Raw genomic sequence first — 21857 nt, forward strand, 5'->3', positions numbered from 1 at the left:
GTCGAGTGGGTCAGATGCCCGGCGCGGGGTCCTCTTCGCCTTGCGCTTCGGCCTCGTCGCCGATGAAACCACCATGGAGCGGCATCGGGTGCTGGTTCTGCGCGATGCGGTGCATGCCAAGCGCCGCACGGACCCGGGCGTCGTCGAAGGTGACCTCGCGCGGCTGACCCGTGATCTCGTTGAGCGCAGCGCGGCGCTCGTCGGTCTGGTAGTACTCGCGACCGCCCTTCCAGATGTAGAGGCGAACGCTGTCCGCCGGCGCACCATGAGCGGCCTGCTCGACGACGTGCATGATGGTCATGCCCGAGATCGCCTGTCCTTCGACCATCGGCATGGTGCCGACACGGACGCCATCGGCGTCGAAGACGTCCCGCTCGACGGTCGGATCGGCGTAGTTCTCCGAGATCAGGTAGACGCGGGTGCTCGGGCGGTAGCCCGGCATGATGCCTTCGAAGTCGAGCTGGGCGACCCGGACCGACTCGGCGTTCCCGGCACGGTAGGCTTCGCCGACACGGGCGAGCACCGTCTCAAGGGCTTCGCCCATCACGACGCGGGGCAGCGACTCGCCGGTCATGCGGACCTGCTCCAGGAAGTCGGGATACGCGCCGAAGATGTTGTGCAGCAGCTTCACCGAGGGCGAGCCGATACGGGCGTAGTAGTCGCGGGACTCGTCATCGAGTGCGATGGCATTCTGATAGGCGCGCGAGATCTGCTCGTGGCGCTCGGTGGCATCCACGTAGCCAGCCGCCGCGGCGGGGTAGAGGGGGTTATTGTCGGGCATGGATAGCTCCTGCTGGAAAAAAATCAACGGCCTGACAGTAGCGGAGCGACATGAAAGCAACGCCAGGCGTTGGCATGTTTATACAACGCACCATACCTAATTGCAATATATTTCGCCGCCTATGGGCCGAGCATTATTCGCACGCAATGCGCGTTCTATATTGCAAGCCATATATATAAATTGTATATATTTGAACCCTGCCGACACGGTGTCGGCACTGACGAATTCTTCAGTGCGGTGAAATTGCGTGGAAAATATTGAAGCTATCAGAAGGGCTTTGTTGCTTACGCACTCGTCCGCCAAGTTTTGGTTCCATTCTTGAAGCCAATCAGACCCCAGGATCACCCCATGACATACGTTTCGGATATCGCTGCGGAGCACGACCTGGCGACGGATTTCGAGACCGCCCGAACCACCCCGGCCGACCCATTCGCCCTCGAAATCGACCACTCACGGGATGACCTGATCACTCCGTTTGGACGAGCAACGCTGGATGACCGCTACCTGCTCCCCGGCGAGACCTACCAGGATCTCTTCGCCCGCGTGGCCCGCCGCTATGCCGATAACCAGATGCACGCACAGCGCCTCTACGACTACATGTCCAGGCACTGGTTCATGCCGGCCACACCGGTCCTATCCAATGGTGGCGCCGGCCGTGGCCTGCCAATCAGCTGCTTCCTGAACGAAGCCAGCGACAGCCTCTCTGGCATTGTCGATCTCTGGAATGAGAACGTGGCCCTTGCCTCGAATGGGGGCGGGATTGGGTCCTACTGGGGCAATCTCCGTTCGATCGGCGAGAAGATCAACAAGTCCGGCAAGACTTCAGGCGTTATCCCCTTCATCAAGGTCATGGACAGCCTCACACTCGCGATTAGCCAGGGCTCCCTGCGCCGCGGCTCGGCAGCCGTCTATCTGCCGGTCTCGCATCCGGAGATTGACGAGTTCATCGAGCTTCGCCGTCCCACCGGTGGGGATCCAAATCGGCGCGCGCTGAACCTGCACCATGGCATCGTCATTCCTGATGCCTTCATGGATGCGGTGCGGGATGACCTCGACTGGAACCTTGTCTCGCCGAAGACCGGCGAGATTATCCGCACCATCAAGGCGCGAACACTCTGGATCCGAATCCTCACCGCCCGTATTGAAACGGGAGAGCCATACCTGATCTTCGGCGATACCGTCACCCGTCTTCAGCCGGAGCACCACAAGCGCGCCGGGCTGAAGGTGAAGCTTTCCAACCTCTGTTCCGAAATCACTCTACCAACCGGCACTGATCATCTCGGCAAACAGAGGACAGCCGTGTGCTGCCTGTCATCACTGAACCTTGAGACCTGGTTTGAGTGGCACGACAACGAGCTGTTCATCGAAGACGTGATGCGGTTCCTCGACAACGTGCTGCAGGACTTCATCGACAACGCGCCCAGTTCCATGGAACGCGCCAAATACGCCGCGATGCGCGAGCGCTCGGTCGGCCTCGGTGTCATGGGCTTCCATTCCTTCCTCCAGTCCATCAACACGCCCTTTGAGAGCGTCATGGCGAAGGTCTGGAACAGGCGGATGTTTAAGCATATCCGGGAGGCTGCCGATGCGGCGTCCATGCGTCTCGCCCATGAGCGCGGCCCCTGCCCCGACGCCGCCGATTACGGCGTGATGGAGCGCTTCTCGCACAAGCTGGCGATCGCGCCGACCGCCTCGATCTCGATCATTGCGGGCTGCACCAGCCCCGGCATCGAACCGATCGCGGCCAATGTCTTCCTGCAGAAGACCCTCTCGGGGAGCTTCACGGTTCGCAACCGCCACCTCAAGAAGCTGCTTGCCGAGAAGGGGCGGGATGACGATGCGACCTGGTCGAGCATCACGGTCAACAAGGGCTCGGTGCAGCACCTCGACTTCCTGACCGACGAGGAAAAGGCCGTGTTCCGCACCGCGTTCGAGATCGATCAGATCTGGATCATCGACCTCGCCGCCGACCGTACGCCATTCGTCTGCCAGAGCCAGTCGGTCAACGTCTTCCTGCCGGCCGACATCCACAAGCGCGACCTGCACCAGATCCATTTCCAGGCGTGGAAGCGTGGCATGAAGTCGCTGTACTACTGCCGCTCGCTCTCGATCCAGCGGGCGGATACCGTGAGCGAGAAAGCCAGTGCGGTTGAGATCGATACCACCCAGCCGACCCAGGCGCCTGCGCAGGCGAGGAACTACGAATCCTGCGAGTCATGTCAGTGAAGCTAACCATTTCGCCGCTAGACCTCGATCTCGGAGGCTGCCCCCTGGTCGAGGCTGCCCGGCGCTTCGGGGCGGCCGCCCATGGGGCAATCGGTCAGATGCGGAGATACGTGGCCGAGCCCTACTTCGCGCACCCGGTTCGCGTTGCCGGGACGATCGCAGCCCTCGGCTATGGCGATCATGTCGTGGCTGCGGCGTTACTGCACGATGTCGTCGAGGATACCCCGGTCACGATCACTGATCTGGAACTGCGCTTTGGGGGCAGGGTCGCTGGGCTCGTTCACTGGGTGACCAACGTGGCGACCAGCCGCGATGGAGACCGCGCCGCGCGCGCCTCGATCAACCTCCTCCACATCGCGGCCGGCCCGTCCGAGGCGCAGACCATCAAGGCCGCGGACATCCTCGACAACACCCCCTCGATCATAAGCCACGACCCCTCTTTCGCTGCCGTCTACGTGCCCGAGAAGATCGCGACCCTGCGGGCGATGACGCAGGCTGATCGCCGGATCGTGGCTCGAGCCATGGCTGCATGTGAAGCGTTTCAACCGGCGCCTCACGCTGAGCCGACGCGCTGACTAAATGCGGATTTCTTGACTCTTTGTGCTTTGTCTTGTATTCGTAGCGGACCCGATGCGCCTCATTTTGCGTCACATGCACATCGCCCGCTTAGACTGGCTCCAAAGGAGAGCTTACATGACCAAGTTCAAGGAGTTCCGTCAGCGGGTCGATGAGGCGATGGATCGGTTGTTCGCTGTCGACTACCAGACGCTTATCGGCAATGCGCCGGCTCTGGACCGGGATCTCGGATGGCTGAATCATGCGTTCGAGGCCGGCTCCAGCCCCGAAGCATTCGCTCGTGCATTCGGCGAAACCTATCACTTCGTCGTCGTTCCGGACGGCATCGATGATAAGGCGGCGACCAGTGCCATCAGGGCCCGGATCTCGCAGCACAATCTCGACTTGGCCGGCATCTTCGAATTCGGCAACGACCCGGAGTGCGTCTGGTTCGCCGGCACCGATGGCGCCGCCTACTCCCGGAACGGGGACCAGGTGTGGCGCCTGTCGCTTGAGAGGACGGGTCGGAACGCACCCTTTGTGGTCTCGCGTTTCGTCGGTGGCGCCCCTATCGACTTTGCCTTCGACCCTCATGACCGCGCCGGGCGCATCCAGGTTGCGACGGACAGCGTGTTCGAGAGGGTTGCGACCGGCCACGATATTGATCTCGCGCTTGACGCCGCTGTTGCCGCCTACACCCGCTCGGTGCACGCGCAGGACAGCCACGTCATCGAGGGGCAGGCCACCGACAGTCAAGACGACGCGCCGACCATCGGCTGACGCCGAGGCTGCGCATCATGTGGAGGCAGGTTATCCGATGCCACTCGAACTGAATTTCATGCCTGACCTCCCTGCCGTCGCGCGCGGCGTAACCAACGATCTGATGCAGTCGATCTTCTGGGTCGGCCATGTCCGGGTGATCGATCATTCGGTTCGGGCGACCAGCGGGATGAACGTGAAGCTGTCGATCATCAGCCCTCAGGAGCAGGTCCATCCGTTCCTGAGCCAGCGCGTCGGCGCGGCCTCTGGGCAGCGCTTCCTCACCCGCTTCAGCACGGCCCCCGAAGTCGGTGAGCCCGAGCCAGTCCATGCTGGTGAAGTCGTGCTGGTCTGGTGGCAACACGACAGCAATGGCCAACACATCAATCTCAAGCTCGATGACGGGCCAGACGGCGAGGCGGTGAACCCGTTTCAGCAGGTCCGGGCCGGCCGTGACGGCGGCGACGTCCTGGCTGCAGCATTCTTCCGGATCGAGGACGATGAGTCCGTCACCCGTCGTCGCCGCAAGCGCTTCGCCGACATGTCCCCGGTCCAGCAGAGCCAGATTCTCTGCCGCACGGACCCCGAGTTCCAGGAATGGATTATCGGCATCGGGGCGATGATCGGGATCGTCCCAAGCCCGGGCGAGACGCCGGCCGAGTCCGCGGCCCGGATCGTCCGCGTCTGGTGCGGCGTCACCAGCCGCAGTGAACTTGGCCGGCCTGACCGCGGCGACGCCGTCAGCCAGTGGAACGAACTGCTGGTTCGGTTCAGAAACCGTCCGCAAGGCTGAGCTCAGGAGCACCCATGCACTACGCAGCCCACCACCTCGTGAGCATCCTGATCCACGCCGTCATCTACGGTGTCATTTTCCGCCTGATGCGTGATCTGAGCCCGGCGCAGCTGGCAGCCGTCCTCGGCTTCGCCCTTGTCGGCGGACTCTTCTTCTTCCGCCGCCGCCGCTACTAGCCGCTCAGGGGACGGTGGGGTCGTCCCCGTAAACCAGGAAGATCCGCTCGACGGGCTGACGGTTGCCGATCGTTCGGTCCCACCAGATACCCTCTGCCTCGAGCCACGGACCCACCGGCGGCGTGACCGTGATCTCAAGGGAGAAATACGGGGATTCGTCCTGCCGGTCCGGATCGACGGCAAGCCGCTCGATATGAACACCGACATGGATGCGTTCGATCGAGATCGTCGGATCCTCGTAGCGCATGGCCGCCCGTACGAGATCGGCACAGCGGTCGAGCAGCGCATCACGCAGGGTCTCGCCGTGAGTGTCTATGAAGCGGATCGGCTCGAAGCCGGTGTCGATCCGGAATTCGAGGTTATCGTCCTGGCCGCGGACGCCATCGATAAGAGGCGCGCCGTCCTGGTTGGACATGGCAATCCCCGCGGCAAACCGGTCGACAGGATCAACCTGTTTCGTCTCGTTCATTGGTCGGCTCTCTTGAAGTCGGTTGTCCACAAGAATCGCTGAAAGCGCTCTGCAAAGTCAACGAAATAGGCGGAAATTCCTCAAATGCCAGAAGATATGACATCGTCTGCCACTTCTGGCGCGGGGGCAGGCTGCATGATGTCCCGGAGGGCAAAATCACGTGATACATGCTTGTCGAGATCGATCGCTTTCAGGAACCATTGCGGCTCCGGATGCCATTCGGTAGATCCGTACCATAGGCCGCGAATCTCGACGCGACGCTCGGCCAACTCGCCTCGCCAGTTGCGATATACGAAGCCGACACGAAGGTCCTCTTGATGCTCAAGCATGCCGGGGTCGAGGCGTTCGCCGCTATGGGACGGCTCCATGCCAAGCACCGCCGACGGCTTGGCTGCCTGCTTGAGACGGATCTTGTCGATATTGAGCCACGCTCTTGCCAACTCAGCTTCGACAGCTTCGGTCTTGTCTATCCCGTACGCCGTGCACAGGGCGGTCAATGTCAGCTCTACGCCGCCAACCTCCTGGCGCCGCTCGCCGACCGGACGCCCATAGACATAGTCGACCAGGCGGTGCGCCCGCTCGGGAGGCATGTCGCACGCTTGCACAAGCTCGATGGCCTCCTCCAGGAACCGGTTCCCCCGTTCTTCGCGGTTGTTCGCGATTGTGGGGCCAAAGCACCTCATCATCCATTCATGTGTCCGGCGCTGGAGGCTGCCCGAGACCAGTGCCGCGATGTCGCGTGCGATATCAGCCGGGTCCCGCCCGTGCGCGCCAGCGAGAATGCCGGCGATTTCAGGTTCGAGCGGGCTGCTGGTGGCGGTGGCTTCCTCGTCTGACGAGGCGGGGTCTGCGGCCTGCGCATCCATGATCGATGTCTCCTGTGCCTGAAGTTGCGTGCCGGCTTCTTGCCGGCGCTGCCTTATGCGTGGGCGTCATCGGAGCCCTCGCCGTAATGGTCGAAATTGCGTGTCTCCGCGGAGGTTTCCTTGCGCGGGTCGAGGCGCGCGGCGGTGCCGGCGTGGTACAGGCCGAGACCGGCCAGAGCGACGCAGCCCGATAGGCTTAACCGTGGGATACTGTGGTCCAGGCGCCGCTGTGCCTCCCACCCCGGTGGATCGATCATCCGGCAACGGGCATCCTTGCCAATGGTCCCGCCCTCCTTGCGGTAGACGGTGTTGACCAGTCGGACCATCACCTCGTGCTCGCGGCGCGCCCTCGACTCGCGGGGGCCGAGCAGCGTGTCGATCTTGTCGTCGGGAGGGCGAACGGCATTCTGTCTGAAGCGCGCCACAAGGCTCTCCGCATCACGGACCCATCCTCCGCCTTGCTGCCGGGCCATCTCCTCGATCCAAGCCACCGCGCGCTCAATATCTCCAGCCGGCCAGAACGGATCGGCGCCGCGGATCGCTTCCGCACTCATCCGCCCGCCCGCCCGACGCGCCATCTCCGCCGCCCCCAGCCCGATCGTCTGGATGATCGCGCCGAACGTCGTCAGATCGTCGAGGATCGTTCCGTCAGGGACGATGCTCGAAATTGCATACCAGGTCGGTTTGACCGGCCGATAAAAGGCGCGCAGCCGGCCAAGAAACTGCAGCAGCTCTTCCTCGCGGTATTGGGCCTGGATGAGCGCGCCCCAGCCGCCCGGGTGAACCGGCACGCCGAGCTTGGCCTCACCGCCACGCATGGCAATCGTCTTCTGGACGATCGGCATGCGGATCGGCACGCCGTCCGCGTATCCGGTGCCCTCCCGGTCGAGCGGCATCTCGGGCTCGTCGTCGTCATAGGCCAGTGCCGCGGCCAGACCGTCGAGCACGTCGACCGGAAGCTCCAGCCTGCCGATGCTGACTGCGGCGACATGGTTCTTGTAGGCGTCAATGCCGCGAAGAGCACCAAAATGCCCCCAATCGATGTTGTCGGGCGAGGCCCAACTCTCGGTAATCGCCCGCCTGACTGCGATGGTCGCCCCAACAAGCACGCGCCCGTCAGCGTGGCGGGCAGCGATTGCAGACAGGACGTCGCGCACCTCGCCCAGCAGCTTGGCCGACCAGATGCGAGCCGGCGTTGCCTCTTTCGGCCCGAGCAAGCTCGCATTCGAGAAGGTGCGGGGGAGTGGCGCCTCCTTCAGGCTGCCGGGCGCTAGCATGACGCTGTGGAGGCGGTCATACAGGCCGGAGATCTCGACAAGGTCGGTCACCTGGACCTGGTCCGGATCGACGCCCCAGACCTTGGCGATAATCGCTGGCGCAGCGGATGCGTCGATCATCAGCAGGGGTGTGCCCTGCCAGTTCGGCAGTGTGCGCCAGGACAGGCGGATCCGTCGGTCGCCGGTCGTCGCGTTGTGCAGGACCTGGATGCGGGCATCGCCGGCCATGCCATGCACGACCGGCGCAGCCTCCTCGCGCAGGCCAACGATCCGTTCGGAGAGGATGGTCCAGAACCTCCACTCTTCCCGGGCGTGATGCCCTGTCGGCGCGGCCACCACCTTCTGCACCTCATCGAGGGACATGTTCGGCTTCAGAGAACTCGAACGCTGCATGCTTGCGGAGCAGAGGCGCCTGCAGGCATGGATCATCGCCGTCGACTGGCTCTCCGGCATGGCGGCGAACGCCTCGGCCGGGTCGCGCCGTTCCCGAAACGCCTCCTCGACGATGCTCACCGCATGCCGGCGATGTTCGGTGAGCCCGTCCTGCCACGCGGTGAGGTCGAAATCCTCGACCGACTGTTCGCGGCGGGTTGGCCGTGGCGGCCGGCGGGGCAGGTGGAGCGTGTCCACCGGGATCTGCGTCGAGTGAACGAAGAGATCGAAGACCCGCTCGTCGATGATGATGCCCCGGGCTTTCTTGGCCTCGCTTGGGATGGAAAGCGCGGTGAAGGCGTGAGGCATCAGCACCAGGTGAACCGCATGAAACATCTCGCGCTGCAGGATCGCTGGGCACGTGTCGTAATGCTGGCAGGACACCTCGGTGATCGCTCCGGTGGCCCGGTTGCGTTCCTTTGTCTTGCAGAGCGACGAAGCGCCTGCGCCGCCCTTGGTCGCGGCCTCCATCTGCTCGGCCATCAGGCACCCGGCCCGGACGCGCCCCTGGTAGACGCCGACCCGGAAGCCGCCGTGCGCCTGGCCGGGGCCGGCATACTGGCGGATGTCGCGCAGGGTGGCGGCGATGCGGTCCTCGACATCGGCCTCACTGATCAGCCCGGCCTCGCGTGCAGCAGCGACAAGCTCCTCGTCGTCGGCGGCGGCATCGAGGCCGAACATGATGGAGCGGGTGCGCAATTCATCGACATTCCGGTAGGTGGGCACCAGCATGATGTAGGGCGCGCGGATCCGCCCTTCGTCCGGATCGTTCAGGTCCTCGTAGGTGTTCGGATCATCGGCAATCCCTCGCAGCGCCCGGCTGGTCTTCCCGAGGCCAGGCGGGGCCTTGATGATTCTGATCGCCGGGTCGACCTGGCCGTCCTCGTGCTGGGGCAGCAATCCATGCCGGCGGGAGACCTGATCGAGGAAAGCGGTGATCGTGGCGCTCATCATCTCGCCGGCGCGCTCGAGAGCGTCAACGCCGGTGTCGTTCGCGGCCCGGGCATCCTGAGCGTCCGCGGGCGGCTGGGCCGCCGCGGCGGTGTCGGGCGAATCTCCTCGTGGAGGCTCCGGTGCGGTGTCATCCTCGTTGAGCATCAGCGGATCGGTCGCCACGTTGCGCCCGGCCTGCGGACGCGCCGCCCGGTTGCGGGTGATGATCACCCGTGGCGTGCGGATGTTGTCGAAGCGCCCCTGGGCAGCCTGTTCACAGACCCGGCGAACGCGCGAGAAGATCTCGTTGCCGAGGTTGGCGCCCGTCCAGCGACCATCAAGCACCGCATGCCGGGAAAAGGTCTCGAGGACGGTCTGCGCCACCCCGCGGACGGTGGCCTCCATCGTGAAGTCGACCCTCTGGCCGACGGCGTCCCGGACGGTATCGACGACAAGATCGTAGAGGAACTTCTCACGCCCGTCGGCGATCTTGCCGTCGGCCCCCTCGGTCCAGCCCGGCACCATCCAGGTCATCGCCCCCTGGACCGTCTGGGCAAACGGCATGAACTGCTCGATCTCGGCCAGCAGCGTCTCGACCGCGTCAGGCGTGACCACCGGCAGCTCGCTACTCCGAATGTCCATCGGATCCGCCTCGCCAATCCAGCGGAACGGGCGACCGGTCCCGTGATGCGTTCCGAAGAACGTCAACGCCTTCACGTTGGCGAGGACATCGATGCCGTGACCACCCAGCTCGGCGCTGATCTTCATGTTCCTGACCTGGCGCTGGCCGGCCGGCATGTTTCGGTAGATCATCGCGAATTTGGGCTCGCGCCCGACCCGGATCAGCGGTGTGGGGCCGAGGATCGATGTGGCAATCTGGCGAATGCGGCGGGAAAGGTCGCGATCGGTCACGTCGACGTCGATCGCGAGCGCCCCCGATGAACCGGGGCCCATCATGCATCCGACGTTCAGGTCAGGCAGGTGGCGTTTCCAGATGCCGACATCGCGCAGCGTGGGGAGCCGGTCGTCGAGGCCGTGGTCCTCCATCGGCTTGATCGTCCGGTCAAATAGAATGGCAGGGCGACGGTCGATTGTCTGCGGGAAAATGGCCCAGCCGTTGCGGACGAGGGTATCGCAGGAGAGGCCGAAATACGCGGTCTGCGTCCGGTCTGAATAGGTCCGCCCGGCACGGCTTCCGACTGCCAGCTTTTCCGTTGCTTCCGTCATGTCTCCAGTATAGTATTTATGATATGGTAATGGAAGAAAAAACGACTGGTTTTCTAGGTATTCCTGCTGGCGAGACCGTCATCTCGAAGGCGTCCTATTCGCCGGAGATCGGCGTACTGATCGACGCAATCGGCTGGACGGACACCGCAGCGGCCGCCCATGTCGGCGTCCATCGTAATATGATCGGTCGCTGGCGCAGGACTGGCGCTCCGCTCGACGTCATAATCTACCTTCAGGACGTTCTGGTGGCCATCCAGTCGGTCAGACCTGCAAGGGCACGGGTCGGCTGATAACGATCCGGTCAGAGCGTCGTGAATTCAGTTACTTACACATTTTTCTTATATTCTGGCGAGTGACCACCAGCCAGAGACGAGACAGATGACCAATGCCCGCGACAACACCGCGCCAGCCCAGCAGGAGGACAGCCAGTTCGCCGTCCTGACCCGTTGGGAGCACGTGCCCGCGGAGCGGCTCTGGAGCCTGTTTTGCCGGGACTTGCTCGCAAGACTGACCGGCGCCGCACCGGCCGCCAGCCGCCCCCGCCGGGTCCTGGATGACGGCACCGAACCGCGCGGCCGTATGTAGGATTCTTATGTTTTAACTTGATTTTGTTGTCTATTCTGTATATTGTTGCAGCTTGTCAGCAATCATCAGGATGACCCGATGCCAGCGAGTGCCGCCCGGAGCCCCGTCAAGGAAAACTACTCGGCGGACGATATCGATGTCCTTGAGGGCCTGGAGCCGGTCCGCCGCCGCCCGGGCATGTACATCGGCGGCACAGATGCGACCGCCCTCCACCACATGTTCAGCGAGATCATCGACAACGCGATTGACGAGGTGGTGGCGCGCCACGCCTCCCGGATCTCGGTAAAGCTCAACGCCGACGGGTCCCTGACGGTCCGTGACGACGGGCGCGGCATCCCGGTGGACCCCCATTCCCGCTATCCCGACCGGAGCGCGGCCGAGGTCGTGCTGACCGTCCTCCATGCCGGCGGCAAGTTCTCGAAGAAGAACTACAAGACCTCGGGCGGCCTGCACGGTGTCGGCCTTTCCGTGGTGAACGCGCTCTCCGACCGCCTCGATCTCGAGATCCGCCGGAGCGGCCATATCTGGATGCAGACCTATCGCCGTGGCGTGCCCGACGCACCGCTGGCACGCGGTGCCCGCTCGAAGGAGACCGGAACATCCATCACATTCCACCCCGACCCGGATATCTTCGGCGACATCGCCTTCGACCCGGCCCGGCTGTACCGCATGTGCGAGGCAAAGGCGTATCTCGTGCCGGTTGTTCAGATCGCCTGGCAGACCGAGATCGAGGCGGACGGGGCGCCATCGGAGGATGAGATCCACTTCCCGGGCGGGCTTTCCGACGCACTGGAGCGCGATATCGGCAAGGAGCCCGACATTGCCGCCCCGGTCTGGGCCGGCAGCGCCGACATGGCGGAAGAGGAGCGCATCGAGTGGGCCCTCGCCTGGCTTCGCAGCGGGCAGTCCGGTGTCACGAGCTTCTGCAACACGATCTCCACCCCTCTGGGCGGCGTTCACGAGGCCGGCTTCCGCGCGGCGCTGATCAAGGCGTTCCGTCTCTGGGGCGACAAGACGCAGAACCGCAAGACCAAGCTCATCACGATGGACGACCTGGACGACATGATCCGGGTCAAGCTGTCGCTCTTCATCGGCGAGCCCCAGTTCCAGGGGCAGACCAAGGAGAAGCTCACCAACCCGGACGTCGCCCGCCAGGTCGAGCAGGCGATGCGCGACCAGGTCGACCACTATTTCGCGGCCGACCCGCGACAGGCCACAGCACTGCTGACGGCGCTGATCGAGCGGGCCGAGGCGCGCGCCGCCGCGAAAGTCACCGTTGACCGCAAGACGGCGACCCGGCGCCTGCGGCTGCCCGGCAAGCTGGCTGACTGCAGCTCCAGCGACGCCGCCTCCACAGAGCTGTTCCTCGTCGAGGGCGATTCGGCCGGCGGTTCAGCCAAGCAGGCCCGCGACCGGTTGACCCAAGCGATCCTGCCTCTGCGCGGCAAGATCCTGAACGTGGCCTCCGCGTCCGAGGAGAAGCTGAAGGCAAACCAGGAGGTCCGTGACCTGATCGAGGCTCTCGGGTGTGGTTCGGGGCGACATTTCGACATCTCGCGCCTCCGCTATGGCCGGATCATCATCATGACCGACGCCGATGTGGATGGCTCGCATATCGCGACCCTCCTGATGACACTGTTTTTCCGTGAGATGCCGGGGGTCATTCGCACCGGGCGTCTCTATCTCGCGCAGCCGCCCCTCTACCGGCTGACCCACCAGAGCCGGTCGGTCTATCTCGCGGACGATGCGAAGCTGAAAGCGGCCCTCGCCGCCGCGCGCCAGAAGATGCCGAATGCCAAGCTGGAGATCAGCCGGTTCAAGGGGCTCGGGGAGATGCCGCCGGCTACCCTCAAGGAGACCACCATGAACCCGGCGCGGCGGACCTTGTTGCGTGTCGAAATCCCGCCGGACGGCGAGCCCGAGGCCCGCGACATGGTCGAGCGGCTGATGGGGCGAGCGCCTGAAGCCCGGTTCCGCCTGATCCAGGAGAATGCCGCCTCAGTCCGGGACGTCGACCTGTGACATCGGACTTCTATGGCTTCCGCCCTGCCCTCACCTTGATCGCGCGCGATGCGCTGAAGCTCGGTGGTCGCACGCCGCGCCCCGTCTTCCTGCGGGGCCTCACGGTCTATGCGGTTGTCTACGCAGCATGTCTTGCGACGCAGTCGGCCTCTACACTTGGTTCGGGCTTTCATCCGGCGCATGAAGTCGCCGTCCTGCTCATCGCGCTCGCCGCAGTGCCACTGACCACGCTCACGGTTCGCCGGCTCCGCGATGCCGGTCATTCGCCGGCATGGGTCTGGATCTGCTGGGTTGCAGCTCTCGTGGCCGCCTGGGCGATGTACCACGCGGTGATCGCGACCGCCCGCGGAGCAACCGATGCCGCACTATGGCAGGGGCGGATGCTCGCCAGCGTGATCACCTGGATCGCCATGGCCATTCTGACGCTCGTGCTGGCTATGAGGCGGTCCAGCGCGCAGGAGAGCGCGGCGTGAGGTCAGGTGCGCCCGACGATCGCCCGGTTCACGGACTGACCCATGATGCTGCACTCGGCGTAGGGCTCGCGCCCGAGACCGACTATACGGCACCTGACGGGGCCGCTCGCCAGAACCTCGGAAAGTACGTGGCGAGCCGCATCTCCGCAGGCCCACGGCGTGCCGTCGCCTCCATGGCAGATCATTCCGGCAGGTGGCGCCGTCACACCAGCGAGGGTCAGAACCTCGCCCTGGACGGCAATCATGTTGCCCGACAAGGCTGTGGCGCGTCCGCCAATCGTGGCGCCGATCGCCAATTCTGCCGCCGCATGCGCTGCAGGCGCGCCGGTCTTGCTCCCGTTCTTGTCGGAGGCCGCTGGTGCGCGGTCGGCCGCTGTCGGCTGCACTCCATTCCGCTGTGGCTTTCCGTCCCGCGGCTGCCCAGTCGCCGGTGGCGCCGGCAGGATGTACCCGCGAGCGAGGTTGCCGGCTGGTCCGCCAAAGTTCGGCTGGAAGGTGGGCGAAGTGCTCGGATAGACGGGCATCATCGGGGATTGAGCCTGTGCCGAGGCTGTCGGCGTTGCGAGCTGAAAGGCCAGGAGAGCGGCGCTGGCTGTGGTGACATGCCTGCGCAGGAGCCGAATTTTCATGGAGATCTCCATCACTCTTCCGACTATATGAAAACAAGGTCCAGCATACAAACTTTTTTCAGATTCCATCTTGACGGGTATCTGTTGCTTACATGTCTTCCGGATAGGGTCGGGAATGTAAGCCAAATTTCTTGCAAACCCATCGTGTAGGACACGCACACATGAATACCACTTCTCCTCCGGCTTTCGTCTCGCGCGGCGGGCGCAAGGGTAACTTTGTCCGCTCTGGTTCCGGCGTTCCCCCGCAGAAGATCATTGCCAAGGTTCTTGGCTACAACCTCAAGGACGAACCGCAGCCGACGGTAAGGCTCCAGCTCCTCATGGCGCTGACCGGCCGCGGCGGCGAAGAGGTCGCCAAGGGAACCGAGATCCTCGCCTACTCCCGCCCGGTCGACTTGACCAAGGCGAAGCGCGACGACCAGGGCCGCCCGATGACCCCTCGCGGCGTCGTCGACATGACCAAGGTTCGCGGCTCCGGCCCGGCCCTTGCTCCCGGCAGCATCGCCGAGTTCGACACCTGCTGGCCGAACGAGGACGGCAAGTGGAGTTTCCGCGGCGCGCACGGGTTCGCCCCGGTCGAGCACCTCACGGATGAGGTCAAGACGAACGCCGAGACTGGCGAACAGGTGAAGCTGCGACCGAAAGTGGTGCCGATCATCGACCAGATGATCATGGTGGGCCCGTCCTACCAGGCCCGCCCGCCGGCATCCGGCCCGCGTCAGCGGGCGACTATCATGCTCGTGAACAACGCGGCCCTTCTGAAGGCCGACGAAGCGGGGAGCCACCTGGCGAGCCTACGCTCGATCCTCGAAGCTTTCATGAAGTCGCCGGTGCCTGGTTCGCACGCTGTCGCGATCATCGCTCGCGACCTGACCGAAGGCGCCGCGGTAAATCCGCTCTCGCGCAACGGCATCACCTCCATCATCCTCGACAAGAAGGGTGATGACGGCGTCTATCGCCAGCAGACCGCCGAAGAGGCGCTGGCAGCCGTGCTCGAGGAGATGAAGGCCGAGAAGCCGGTCGAAGGCGCGCCGACCCTGCTCGACATCGTTGAGGGCAAGGTGCCCAACTATCAGGTGGAATTCGTGCCCGGCCTCAGTGCGATGGTGGCGCAGGATCTGATCCCGGGTGGCGGCGAGGAAGGCGCCAACCGCAAGCGTCCGGATCTCTCGCGCACGTCGCAGCTCTTCGAAGGCAGCTCGGCCGAAGACGTCAGCGAGTTCGGCTACGGCTTCTTCAACGGCTACGCCGCGCCCAACCGGTTCCCCGACGACAACGCCTACTCTCTGAAGATCATCGGCTCGCCGAAAGCCTACCCGCTGGTCTACTCGATCTACGACCTGCCGACGAAGAACATCACGCCGGAGCATGCCGAGGCGGTCCGGCTGATGGCGGAGTCGAACGCGGCGCTTGCCAAGCTGTATATGGAAAAGCACTCCGCCACTACCCGGAACGATGCTTCGGCGACCGCGCCGCAGGCGTCCGGTCCGGCCGCGCCGGATGTGGGGGCGATTCCCTTCTGATCTTCAAAACGGCAACATCCCCCGCCTGATCGGCGGGGGGAGGTCCTGGCGGAATGAGCATCGAAAACGTCAACTCAGAGGCCCTGGACGACATGAGAGCCCCAGATCATCAAGGTGACCTGGGGCTCTCCCTTTCTTTTGGCCTCGACGACGTGGCAGAATCGGAGCCAGTGACGCCTTCTTCTCCGCAAGACTCCGCGCTTACAGCGCCAACGCCATCCGCACCAATGACCGCCGGATCGGCAGTCGCTGCGGGGGCGGCATCGCCCTCTCCCGCGCCGGACGTCGCGGGCCCGGCCCCGACCCCTGACGTGCCAGCCCCGCCCCCGGGTCTGCAGATCGATTTTGGCGGCGACCCGGGCGTACCCCCGAAGCCATCGCCGAGCGCTTCATCGTTGCCGGCAGCCCCTCCCCCATCCGGAACACGTCAAGCAACGATCAGCCAGCCGCCCGCCGCCGCGGGCGAAGACCACCGGGTTGTCTACCAGGTTCCCTACCGGCCGGGCTCCTCGAAGCCTTCGACCGGCGCGTTGGTCCCCAGCTCCCTGTCTGAAGCCGTGCATGAGGCGATCGCCGAATTCATCCGGAAACACGGCCCTATCGACGATTATGTCTGCGAGGCGCTCCAGATCGACCATGATCGCCTGGAGGAGATCCTGACCGCGGAGCAAATCGATGCAGTGGCGCTGGCAATCAGTGGCCTGCTCAGCGGAGCCGAAATCATAGTCGCCGACGTGACCGGGTACGGGAAAGGCCGAACGCTTGCCGCTGTGGGCAAGGCTATGCTGCTCCAAGGCAGGAATATCATTTTCCTGACAGAAAAAGCGAATTTGTTCTCCGACTTCTGGCGTGACGTCTGCGATATCGGTGCCGAGGATGTCTTCGGTCCGCAGATAATTGTGAATTTCGGGAATAATGGTCGGATCGTGCACATGAGAGAGCGCGACTCCGATGGAAATCCGATTATTCTCCACAAGCACAGCCCGAAATTGCTGAAAGAGCTTCTCGCCCAGGAAAATCCGGAATGGCCTGACGGATATTCCTGTATTATGGCGACATATTCGCAGCTGAACCGGGCCAACTCGGATAAATCGAAATTACTGACCGCCCTCGCGCGAAATTCGATCGTCATCTCCGATGAAGCGCATAATGCGGTGAAAAATTCCAATATTGGAACCAACGTCAGGGAAATTAAAAAAGCCGCTCGCGCGGTCATAAATTCCTCGGCCACCTATGCTCGCGGCGTCGAGGAGATGGCAACCTATAGTGATGCGATGCCGTGGCTCAACATCCTGAGCGGCATTTGCGGCTTTTCTCTTGGTCGCCTCAGCAGGCCGGCCCGTGCTGCTCTGGGTGAAGCCAGTGCCACCCGCGCCGCCCGTATCGGTCGTTTGATCCGTCGCGAGCACGACATGAGCAACATGGTGATGCGGGCGACGGATGTCCGTGACCTGGTCGGCATCGCCGTGGTGGACGAGATCGAGGATCGCTTCTCCGCGATCGTGAACCGGCTTGCCCGTATCTGGCGGGCCTCGAAGGGGATCTCCGCCGCCCTGCCGCCGGAACCATACGGGAATGCGGCGCCCAGCAATTTTGGCTCGACTTTCGCTGCCCTGAATGGGCAATTCTCCCTGTCGGTCCTGCTGGATGCGGCGCGGCGCGAGGCGATCCGGATCACCCTGGAGGGCAAGAAGTATCTCGGCGTGATCGACTCCACCCAGGAATCCATGCTCGCGCTTATCCGCGATGTCCGTGCCGACCCCGAATTGATGCCTGGCATAGAGATCGCCGCCATGCCGGACATCCGCGACCTCATAATGATCGCGGCGTATCGCCTCCGCCGCATATCCTACAAGGTCCAGAAGGTGGAACAGCACATCTTCGCCGACTCTCCGGAGATCCAAACCCTGATCGGCGAGCTCAAGGAGATGTTGCGGGATTTCCCACCTCTCCCAATCTCGCCGCTCGACTATCTTGCTCGCGCGATCGAGGAAGAGGGGCAGCGGCTGTGCGAGACCGGGCGAATCGCACGGCCGTGGCGGGTCGGCGAGATCTCCGGGCGGACTCTCTCCCTTGCATCCGACGGATCGGTCGTGCCTTTCGTAGGAACGCCACGCGATAGCGTGATCTACGGCTTCAACCACGGGGGCGACAGCTATATCGACCAGCTGCTGCTGACGCGTGCCGGCTCGGTCGGGCTGTCCGCGCATGACGCGATCACGAACCGGGAGCCGGGTGTACGTCATATGCAGGAGATTTGGCCGACCCCGAATGTGGTCGAGCGCGTTCAGATGTGGGGACGTATCGGGCGCCGCGGCAGCCGCTCCGAACCCGAATACTCAATGCTTTGCAGCTCGGCGCCGGGCGACATCTACGCGATCGTCAGCCAGGGGCGGAAGATTGCCGAGGTCTCGGCGGTGGTCTCGGGTAGCTCGGAAACACTGCGCATGCTGCAGGAGATGGAAGATCCGATCGACCATGCCGGCGAGGTCGCCGCGACCAACTTCCTTGCCGATCACCCTCTCTACCGGCGCGATCTGATGATCGGTGTCGACGACGAAGAAGTTGAGGAAAGCGATGACGGGGTGTTCCAGGGGGATGGTCGCGAGTATGGCACCATTCTCGGCGTGCTCCGCCGGCTTCGCCTTCTGCCGTATGCTCGCCAGCGCCAGGTGTTCGACTCTCTCATCGAGCGTCGTGAAGAGGTCCTGACCGCCTTCCCGCGCGAACCTTCGATACTCGAGGGCGTCTGGACCGAGACCTCATCGAGGCTACTCGACCAGCCGCAGGGCGACGGCCCCCCTCTCCGACTTGTGGAGATCGAAAGCCAACGCGCCCGCCCCCCGATCGACTCAACCCGGCTTCGTGCGATCCTGCACAGCTTGCGCCCTCAGCAGACACCGGCGCCGGCAATGCGCCAGGCCCTGGAGAACAAGGCCCGCGAACTGCTCCGCCAGACGGCCCTGCAAAACCGGTTTGAGAGCGCGGGTGCCGCGCTCAGGTCGCCCATGCCCAATGTCGTGAAGGCGATGAAGGTACAGTTCGACGCAATGCTGCGTGTCATCGACATGCAGCCCGGCATGCCGGTGGTGGTGCCCGGTGAGGGCGGCCGCCCGGTCTACTCGATCCTCGTCGGGATCACGTTGCGAGACCCGACTGCGCCCTGCAACGCAAGGGCTTACCGCGTCTTCTATGTCGCTCCGGGCGACGAGGATGTCCGTCATGTGACGCTCGAGAGGATGATCCGCTCCCCCGAGCGCTATGGGCCTGTCCGTCTCGACGGAGACATCTCTGCCCTTGCCGCCCAGTTTGACCAGGCGGTCCAGCGCGAGACGAAGGTCCGTCGCATTATCATCTCTGGCGATCCGATCGACGAGGTCCTCGGATCGATCAGGCTGGGGGGCGGCACGCGCGCCACGTTCCAGCTGCAGCGGGAGGGCAAGGTGAGCTGGTCGCACGGAATTGTGGTGCCGCGGCATCTGCATCAGGAGGCGCCGGGCATTTCGGTCCGCATCGCCTCGGGCGAAATGGCTTGGGATGCGCTGCGGTCCGGCTATGACCTGACGACCCGGATCACTGACGAAGAGACCTCCGGCGGGCTGAGGATCCAGTATCACGATTGCTTTGCGGATAAGCTCGCGACCCTGAGCGCGCTTAGCGAGAGGAGTCTGTGGCTGATCCCCACCCTTGCGCGGCTGGCCCGCATGGAAACCAGGAACAACGGTACCATAATCCGTTTCCCCAATGAGGAAGTCGCTATAGCCGGCATCGGCACCATGATCACCGCCGGCGTTCCGTTCTTCGCCCCGGCGGCCTATCGCGAGGGTCCACGCCACGACCCTGCCCGCGACACCCCGCGCCGCGTTCCGAACAGGCCGGCACTCATAGCGCCCAGCCCCTGAGGTGATGCGGGTTTCTCTTGACTTTGTATTCCGTTTTCGTATTCTTGCAGGGCCACTCAAACGGAATCCCGCCATGCGTCGATCGATCACTCTCGGCCTTGCAGCCACCCTCCTTGCCAGCCTTCCGGCTTGGGCCAGCACTCAGGGCGGCGGGTTCGACTTTGGGAGCGCGCTCCCGAGCAGGGCACTGCCGGGAACTGGATCGGCCGCCAGTGGCAGCCTGAAATCTGCGGCCTCACGGGCCAACGGCTATCCGATGGCCCTGAAATACATCGTCCAGGAAGGGGTCAGGCCGGTCTACCTCGGATCCACCGGCGGCGTGGTCGCCTATCTCGGCGTGTCGCCTACTGGACGCATTCAGACCTTCTATGTCTGGCCGAACGGCGTGGATGTCGTGGCAGGGGTGATGTTCGACGCGGCCGGGCACAATGTATCAATGCGGCAGCTCGGCGCCATGAAAAAGCGCTTCATGGAAGCGGCCGACGGCGCCCAGATCGATCCGACACCGTCCGCTGCTCACCCTGCGATGGTGATGGACGGCAAGGATCCCGACACCATCCCGGTGATGCATCACATCGTAAGCCAGCCGGGTGTCCGGTCTCTCTACCTCGGCGGAGACGGCGGAACGCCATCTTATGCCGTGACCAGCTCGAATGGCGGGATGGAATTCTGTTATCCGACGCCGAACGGCAATGATGTCGTCATCGGGATGATGTTCGGCGTCGATGGCCGGAACCTCACCGCCGCGCAGGTGGCCGAACACCAGGTCGTCTTCCGCTCGTTCCTCAAGGGCGGCAATGGCGGCACCGGGAGCCCGGATAAATATGTGCCGCGGGGTTCGGCTCAGGCGGTAAACCCCGCCTCCACCGCGCAAGCTCCCGCCGCAGAACCGTCGGCAGTACCGGTACCGACGGAAGCCCCGGTCACCCCGCCGCCACCGCCATCCAGCCAGCATGCCGCGACAACTCCCGGCGTTACAAAGGCACAGTTCGAAGCGGTGATCCCATATACGGCGAGCTTTCCTGTCGGAAACCCGAATGCCCCGGTCGTGTGGATGTTCTCCGATCCGCAGTGCCCGTACTGCCACGCCGACTGGGAGGACCTGAAGCCGCTGGTTCTCGCCGGCAAGATCAACGTCCACGTGGTGCTGGTTGACCGAGTCCAGAGCTCGGAGAAGTACAATCTCGCGATCATGAGCCAGCCAAACCCCGGGATCGCGTGGCTCCGCGGATGGGGCAGCTCGGCGAACCTTGGGGACATCCCCGCACCGCCGCCGGTCGGCAGCAGCCAGTTCCACAAGGCCGCAACATGGCTGTCCGACAACATGGCAGCGGTCGGCAAGCTGCACATCACCGCGACCCCGTATTTTGCCTACACCGACAAGGCTGGGAGATTTCATGCCGCGCAGGGGCCGCGCTCGGTGACGGCATTCTTGAGGCCGCTCATCAAATAGGCCCGCCTCATACCGGTGGCTGCCGCCCAGCCAAACAAAAACCCCGCCTGCAAAACAGCTGGCGGGGTTTTTGTTTGGTCGAATTCCGCCGGTCAGTCGAAGATACCAGCGTCGCAGAAGAAATCCGCGTCGGTGTCGGAGTCGGTCATGCCCTCGAGATCCCTCTTGCAGCTCCCGCAGCGCCAGATCCGCTTGACATCGGGCGAGATGAAGCGCCGGCGGCACCTGTTGCAGGTCTTGTTGTTGCCATCCGCGTCCAACTTGAGCCCGGCCGCCTTCAGCCGCTCCACAAGGCTGCTCGATAGAGTGTTGCCGGAGCGATAGTCGTCGACCAGCCGGCCGAGGCGCTGCTGCCCGTACCCCTCGAAAAGACGCGCGACGATGGCATCGATAGTCCGTTCGACGCGGCGAGCAAAAGCCTCGGTCTCCCTGAAATTGGGGCCTCGCTCGTTGATTACGGCCAGCGCGCCGAGTGCAGCCACATCCTCATCCGTCCAGCGCGCGCGATGCCGCTTCGCGAATTCAGGGATCGGACGAACCGGCAGGCCGGCGCGGGAGGCGCGCGTCTGCACCAGAGAGGGGGACTTGTCGAGAAGGAGCGCGATCACATTGATCGGAGCTCCGGCATGCCAGAGGCTGTCGAGGCGTCCGTTGGATTCTTCGGTCCAGGTGAACCGGTTATCTACCGTAGCCTTCGCCCGCATAACCATCCGCATTGCTCGTACCAGCTATATAATTTCCGATCCCCAAAATAACCGCTTTTAGTAGGACGACGC

Annotated in this window: 18 protein-coding genes; 12 read left to right on the top strand and 6 right to left on the bottom strand. The window is 63.9% G+C overall.

The annotated features are described in order from the left end of the window. Positions 1-10: 10 nt before the first annotated feature. Positions 11-781, bottom strand: a complete 771-nt coding sequence (locus tag HUW10_RS01470) for a hypothetical protein (protein ID WP_174501893.1) — start codon at positions 779-781, stop codon at positions 11-13. A 348-nt stretch (positions 782-1129) separates the two neighbouring features. Between HUW10_RS01470 and HUW10_RS01475 the strand changes: the two genes are divergently transcribed. The 5 genes from HUW10_RS01475 (at position 1130) to HUW10_RS01495 (ending at position 5290) form a co-directional block, all read left to right on the top strand. After that, the gene (locus tag HUW10_RS01475; protein ID WP_174501894.1) at positions 1130-3007 is read left to right on the top strand and encodes a ribonucleoside-diphosphate reductase subunit alpha; all 1878 of its coding nucleotides are present in this window, start codon (positions 1130-1132) and stop codon (positions 3005-3007) included. After that, positions 2998-3582 carry an HD domain-containing protein gene (locus HUW10_RS01480; RefSeq protein ID WP_255540008.1) on the top strand — a complete coding sequence of 195 codons (585 nt, stop codon included), beginning with the start codon at positions 2998-3000 and terminating at the stop codon, positions 3580-3582. The genes HUW10_RS01475 and HUW10_RS01480 overlap by 10 nt, the downstream gene beginning before the upstream one ends. Positions 3583-3700: 118 nt before the next feature. Continuing rightward, positions 3701-4342, top strand: coding sequence for a hypothetical protein (locus tag HUW10_RS01485; protein WP_174501896.1), 642 nt, complete (start codon positions 3701-3703; stop codon positions 4340-4342). Positions 4343-4379: 37 nt separating this feature from the next. Further along, entirely contained in the window at positions 4380-5114 is a 735-nt protein-coding gene (locus tag HUW10_RS01490) for a hypothetical protein (RefSeq protein ID WP_174501897.1), read from the top strand. Positions 5115-5128: 14 nt separating this feature from the next. Beyond that, positions 5129-5290, top strand: coding sequence for an LPXTG cell wall anchor domain-containing protein (locus HUW10_RS01495; RefSeq protein ID WP_174501898.1), 162 nt, complete (start codon positions 5129-5131; stop codon positions 5288-5290). 4 nt (positions 5291-5294) lie between these two features. Here the strand turns inward: HUW10_RS01495 and HUW10_RS01500 are convergent, their stop codons facing one another. The 3 genes from HUW10_RS01500 to HUW10_RS01510 form a co-directional block, all read right to left on the bottom strand. Next, positions 5295-5759 carry a hypothetical protein gene (locus tag HUW10_RS01500; protein ID WP_174501899.1) on the bottom strand — a complete coding sequence of 155 codons (465 nt, stop codon included), beginning with the start codon at positions 5757-5759 and terminating at the stop codon, positions 5295-5297. Positions 5760-5839: 80 nt separating this feature from the next. After that, positions 5840-6625: a hypothetical protein gene (locus tag HUW10_RS01505; RefSeq protein WP_201712564.1), complete on the bottom strand. Its 786-nt coding sequence runs from the start codon at positions 6623-6625 to the stop codon at positions 5840-5842. Between the two features lie 53 nt (positions 6626-6678). Beyond that, positions 6679-10494 (bottom strand): bifunctional DNA primase/polymerase, encoded by a 3816-nt coding sequence (locus tag HUW10_RS01510; protein ID WP_174501900.1) that lies wholly within the window; start codon positions 10492-10494, stop codon positions 6679-6681. Positions 10495-10523: 29 nt separating this feature from the next. On the opposite strand from HUW10_RS01510, the gene HUW10_RS01515 reads away from it, so the two are divergent. The 4 genes from HUW10_RS01515 (at position 10524) to HUW10_RS01530 (ending at position 13574) form a co-directional block, all read left to right on the top strand. Further along, complete coding sequence (locus HUW10_RS01515) at positions 10524-10784, top strand: hypothetical protein (RefSeq protein ID WP_174501901.1); 261 nt, start codon at positions 10524-10526, stop codon at positions 10782-10784. 88 nt (positions 10785-10872) lie between these two features. Beyond that, complete coding sequence (locus tag HUW10_RS01520) at positions 10873-11079, top strand: hypothetical protein (RefSeq protein ID WP_174501902.1); 207 nt, start codon at positions 10873-10875, stop codon at positions 11077-11079. A gap of 78 nt (positions 11080-11157) precedes the next feature. Next, entirely contained in the window at positions 11158-13101 is a 1944-nt protein-coding gene (locus tag HUW10_RS01525; RefSeq protein ID WP_174501903.1) for a type IIA DNA topoisomerase subunit B, read from the top strand. Beyond that, complete coding sequence (locus HUW10_RS01530; RefSeq protein WP_174501904.1) at positions 13098-13574, top strand: hypothetical protein; 477 nt, start codon at positions 13098-13100, stop codon at positions 13572-13574. Before HUW10_RS01525 ends, HUW10_RS01530 begins: the two co-directional genes overlap by 4 nt. A 2-nt stretch (positions 13575-13576) precedes the next feature. Here HUW10_RS01530 and HUW10_RS18240 read toward each other — a convergent pair whose 3' ends face one another. Next, the gene (locus HUW10_RS18240) at positions 13577-14203 is read right to left on the bottom strand and encodes a hypothetical protein (protein WP_217425388.1); all 627 of its coding nucleotides are present in this window, start codon (positions 14201-14203) and stop codon (positions 13577-13579) included. A gap of 161 nt (positions 14204-14364) precedes the next feature. Here HUW10_RS18240 and HUW10_RS01540 point away from each other — a divergent pair, with 161 nt between their 5' ends. The 3 genes from HUW10_RS01540 to HUW10_RS01550 all read left to right on the top strand — a co-directional run bounded on the left by HUW10_RS01540 (position 14365) and on the right by HUW10_RS01550 (position 21081). Continuing rightward, a complete protein-coding gene (locus HUW10_RS01540; RefSeq protein WP_174501906.1) occupies positions 14365-15726 on the top strand; it encodes a hypothetical protein in 1362 nt (453 codons plus the stop codon). 53 nt (positions 15727-15779) lie between these two features. After that, the gene (locus HUW10_RS01545) at positions 15780-19628 is read left to right on the top strand and encodes a strawberry notch-like NTP hydrolase domain-containing protein (protein ID WP_174501907.1); all 3849 of its coding nucleotides are present in this window, start codon (positions 15780-15782) and stop codon (positions 19626-19628) included. 73 nt (positions 19629-19701) lie between these two features. Further along, positions 19702-21081, top strand: a complete 1380-nt coding sequence (locus tag HUW10_RS01550; protein ID WP_174501908.1) for a thioredoxin fold domain-containing protein — start codon at positions 19702-19704, stop codon at positions 21079-21081. A 92-nt stretch (positions 21082-21173) separates the two neighbouring features. On the opposite strand, the gene HUW10_RS01555 is transcribed toward HUW10_RS01550, so the two are convergent. Continuing rightward, positions 21174-21689 carry a hypothetical protein gene (locus HUW10_RS01555; protein ID WP_174501909.1) on the bottom strand — a complete coding sequence of 172 codons (516 nt, stop codon included), beginning with the start codon at positions 21687-21689 and terminating at the stop codon, positions 21174-21176. Positions 21690-21857 lie beyond the last annotated feature (168 nt).

This window comes from Acidiphilium sp. C61 (assembly GCF_905116885.1).
In the GTDB taxonomy this organism is placed as follows: domain Bacteria; phylum Pseudomonadota; class Alphaproteobacteria; order Acetobacterales; family Acetobacteraceae; genus Acidiphilium.